The organism is Vibrio sp. V03_P4A6T147 (assembly GCF_002241085.1).
Classification (GTDB): Bacteria; Pseudomonadota; Gammaproteobacteria; order Enterobacterales; family Vibrionaceae; genus Vibrio; species Vibrio anguillarum.
In genome coordinates, this window is record NZ_NDIO01000316.1 from 1 (window position 1) to 4675 (window position 4675).

Sequence of the window (4675 nt, forward strand, 5' to 3'; positions counted from 1 at the left end):
TAAGAAAAAGGTTTGGTGTATTTTTCTAAAATTTTTCTCTCTACCGCTAAAAATAAAAAATAAGGTTCTAAAAAAAAGGACAACCCATAAATAATCCCGCCGCGCCAACAGAGTCGATCATGACCGCCGTCAAACAGACGAAATTGAATCCGATGCTGTTGTGAGGCCAACTGTTGGTATAGATCTCGACTTAAATCGATCATGATGTCTTCACCGCTACCCACTTCGAGGAAAAGCGCAAGACGTGAATTGGCACCTAAACCTTGATGTACCTCTTGGCTCATTTTGCTTAATCGCGAGTCGCTTTTCGGTGGACAATATTCACTGGGGGGTTTAACGATCGAGAAATCGGGCCACCAAAATGAACCCGATTGACAAACCACAGAACCGAATCGCTGCGGCCAGTGTAATGCCGCGTACATTGCCGCTAAGCCTCCTAAACTCTGGCCTACGATCACCGTTTGGTCTGCATCGCGGGTTACTCTGACGCGCTCGTTAATCGAGGGGAGTAACTCCTCCATCACGGCTTGCCAAAACAGCGGATTACAACTGAGATCATCACTGCGTTGTTGAGCGCTAATTTCATCAATCAACACATAGAGCGCCGCTGGAAGCTTTCCACTGTGGGTCGCCTGTGAAAGAGCCTCATAAACCGGCATCGATTGAGACCAAAAACGGCCATCCAGTATCAATACCAAGGGTAACGGCTCAGTGGTGGGTCTTTGCGCGGTCGAATAAAGCCAAATCTCTCGCGATGTACCGAGCAAAGTGCTGCGCCAAGTAAAGGTCGAATCGGCACTTTTGAAGCACTGACCTTGCGCTGAATCGAAACCGAGCCACTCTGTTTGCGTAAGCGCTTTAGGCATATGACAAGGTGTTTTCGCGCGCCCCCACTCGCATTTTGACAAATCATTTTGAGCCAGTGGATCAGCGCAACTCAGTGGAAAAATGGAGCGTAGCCATTGTCGATGTTGGTGGCGCATTGCATCGTATGAACCTTGGTAACTCGGCTGCACTAACGCTTCTGGGACAGGAATAAAAGAGTACCCTCCTCGCCAACTCTGTTTGACGCTATCGATATAAAACCACACATCGGTATTATCGATATGAGTAAACTTCGCCATCGAAAAACTGTGATGATCGGTGACACCATTAATATCAACGTAGATCGCTTGATTTGCGGCCACACTCGGCTTCGACCCACGCCATAAAAAAAGCACTTTTGCATATTCGCCATTTATTTCAATTACATAAGGCATGCCGATCGATTGCACATGTGCCCACCAAAGCTCGTCACCAATAGAGCCGCCCTCTTGAATAAAACGGGCCAATACCCCATTGAGCTCAGCCCTCTCTTGTGAGCTCTCCTGATTAACAATCATTACTAAAACCACCCCATATCAAGCCTAGTATTTTTGAAATATAGAAACTAAGTAGCATAAAACTGCATTGATGATATTGCAAATAATAACAATTATCATTAACATTACAACCAGCAACAGTTGATTTGATAATGGTTGCAGTAACATCATTTTTTCTATTAAGGAACTTTTAGGTCATGAAGCCCATGGATATGAATAACGGTAAGGCAGTCAGAAATATCAATAAGACTCAACTCGCCACACTGATTGGCATCCTCTGCGTGAGTACTAGCGCAAATGTTGTCGCGGAACAGCTCGAAAAAAAAGAGCCACAGAAAAAGCAGGATACTGTGGTTGTGGTGGGTGAGAAATTGGGAGGAACACTGGCCGAAAACACCAGTTCGCTCACCCTATTCACCGATGAAGTGGATGATGGTGAAAGCCGAGATTACTACGATCTGCTCGACCGCGTACCAAACGTACTCAATGCACCGTCGGGCATTCCACACATTCGTGGGGTTGATGGACGTGGCCCTGGCGAAGGTTTTCTGACCTTCATGACAGGCGCAACACCGCGCGTCAATACAACGGTAGACGGCGTGTCTGAATCTTGGTCTGGAGAAGCGTTTGGCAAAGCTGGACTGTGGGATACAGAACAAGTGGAAGTCTATAAAGGGCCGCAATCCACCAACCAAGGCCGCAATAGTATTGCTGGTGCAGTTGTGATCAAAACTAAGGATCCAACGTTCCACCGTGAGGGTAAAGTTCGCGCTGGTTATGAAAATGAAGACAGTAAATATCATCTCGCAGGGGTCGTGTCGGCACCTCTGGTTGAAGATACTTTAGCGTTTCGTCTTGCCGCCGAAGGTACCAAAGGCAATACCCCTATCGATTACTCTCTGCCTAACGGCGATCAGTACCCTTGGGATCCTTCCGAGCTCGAATCCTATAATGTCCGTGGTAAATTATTGTGGAAACCTCAAGGAAATGACAAGCTAACAGCCAAGCTAACGGTTGGTAGCCGTAATGAAGAGGGGCAATACACCAACTTCGTTACCAAGCCGGGCACACTTGAACTGCATAGCAAAAGTGGCACGCGTCGCCAAGAAACCAAAAGCTGGAATATCAACCTAGACGTCAATTATGTGATTAATGATGAACTGACAACGGATATTTTAGTCGCCCATCGTAACTACACCACCAAGTTCAAAGCTTATCCTGATACTAATTGGTATGGTGATGTGGATGAAGATAACTACACCGCAGAAGCAAAGCTTACATATCAATCACTTGATGAAAAGTACAATGCGATTCTAGGCCTAGCCAGCTTCTTCAAAGATCAATACACCGAAACAGATTCATTAAAACGTAAAGATGAAGTTTTAACCAACTCAATCTACTTTGACTCAAGAATTCGTTTGGATAATCGCTGGCAGCTATTATTAGGTGCACGTTATGAAAGAGATGAACTGAAGCGAGATTTCGATCACGCTACCCTACCACTCGATTTTAAAGCCGATGAAGATGACGGCATCCTATTGCCTAAGATTGGTCTATTACTTGATGTCTCAGATCACTCCACCCTCGGTCTTACGGCCCGTAAAGGCTACAATGCCGGTGGATTAGGCTATAACGAGTACAAAGAAGAAGTTTTTGTTTTTGAACAAGAAAAAGTCTGGAGCTACGAGCTAAGTTCTCGTTCAAGCTTCCTGGATGACAAGCTGGATCTGACTGCTAACCTGTTCTACAACGACTACAAAAATTATCAAACTTCGGTCTCAGGTGACAGCGGAAAACGCTTCGACACCTATATCACCAATATACCGAAAGGGAAAACTTACGGTACGGAAGTTGAAGCCTCTTACTGGTTTGATTCTGGGCTCGACCTGTTTGCGTTTGTCGGTCTTCTTAAAACGGACATCAGCGAAGGACCAACCGGTACCTCTACCAATCTCTCAGGCAATGAGTTCAGTTACGCTCCTAAACTGTCTGCAGGTGCGGGCTTTACGCAACACTTAGATTCTGGTCTATTTTTTGGTGCTCGTGTTAACCACGTTTCTGATTACTATACCGATTTAGCCAACACAGAGAGTAAAACGGCTGGCGATTACACTGTGTTGAATCTGAATGCAGGTTACACTCTCAACGATTTGACTATTCGCGCTTACGTGAAAAACGTCACTGATGAAGAGTACGTGATTCGCCAGAAAAGTGATCTCTACGAAGTCGGCGGGCCACGCACCTTTGGCATAGTCGCTGATTACCAGTTCTAGTTAATAACTCTGACTCACTCTCCTAGACATCAACACTTTGTTTTTGACTGGGGGAGTGATTTTTCACTCAATCTGAGATAAACGTCACCACGCAGGCGACGCATCGAACAAGTTCACTCACTCGATAGGTAAAATAGGCATGCTCATCATTCCAAACTGGCCATCTTTCATCCAATACCACCAGCTTGAAGTGAAGTATCTGCCTGAATACAAAAATAAACTTGAAGAGCAAGGGATCTCCCTGCCCTCTTCTTTAAACCAAGCCGTGCTAAAACGCCATTGTGAATTTTTAGCTGGCAGGATGTGTGCAAAACACTGCCTAACCAAACTGGATCAATCACAGTCGCTAACGTTAGAGATTGGCAAGGGGAATCAAGCGGTTTGGCCGCAAAATATCGTAGGCTCAATATCCCATTGCCATGGCTACGCTATCGCAGCCGCCACTCACCAGACTCAAGCGTGTGCCGCTCTTGGTATTGATATTGAACGACTCATACGAGATGAATGGCTCAGTGATATTCGCCAGCAAGTAATGACACCCGCAGAGCACATTTTTGCTCATCACTTTGCCCAATTAGCGAGCTTTATTACGCTGATTTTTTCCGCGAAGGAATCGATTTATAAAGCCATTTATCCATGGGTTGAACAGGTTCTTGATTTTCACGTGGTAGAACTGATCCATGTTGACAAACACGCCAAACGACTCATTTTTCAGATTCACACTGATCTGCATCCTTTTTTAAACCCGTCATACACAATCAGCGTTGGTTACCAATTGCCTGACAGTGAGTATGTACTGACTTGGTGTTATTTAAGTCAAGCCCATTTTTCGACACATAAAAAATAGCCGGCTAACACTGCTTTATAACGCCCCATATCAACCTAATACTGGCGTAGCAGCGTACAAAATTCCGTCAAAGGTATAAAACCTTATCTTTCCTTGGTTGTTATTCGCTTGGCAAAGCACGATAATCACCAGATCGGAACTTAAGACTTATATAACTATGACCGAATATTTTTTGTTATTAATCGGCACTGTGC

Annotated in this window: 3 protein-coding genes; 2 read left to right on the top strand and 1 reads right to left on the bottom strand. The window is 45.1% G+C overall.

From position 1 onward, the window contains the following. A partial coding sequence (fes, locus tag B9J84_RS12405; protein WP_143698865.1) for an enterochelin esterase occupies window positions 1–1394 on the bottom strand: 1394 nt, incomplete at its 3' end. Between the two features lie 164 nt (window positions 1395–1558). Between fes and fvtA the strand changes: the two genes are divergently transcribed. After that, window positions 1559–3634 carry a TonB-dependent siderophore vanchrobactin receptor FvtA gene (gene fvtA / locus B9J84_RS12410; RefSeq protein WP_094124255.1) on the top strand — a complete coding sequence of 692 codons (2076 nt, stop codon included), beginning with the start codon at window positions 1559–1561 and terminating at the stop codon, window positions 3632–3634. Between the two features lie 139 nt (window positions 3635–3773). After that, complete coding sequence (locus B9J84_RS12415) at window positions 3774–4481, top strand: 4'-phosphopantetheinyl transferase (protein ID WP_094124256.1); 708 nt, start codon at window positions 3774–3776, stop codon at window positions 4479–4481. Window positions 4482–4675: the final 194 nt, after the last annotated feature.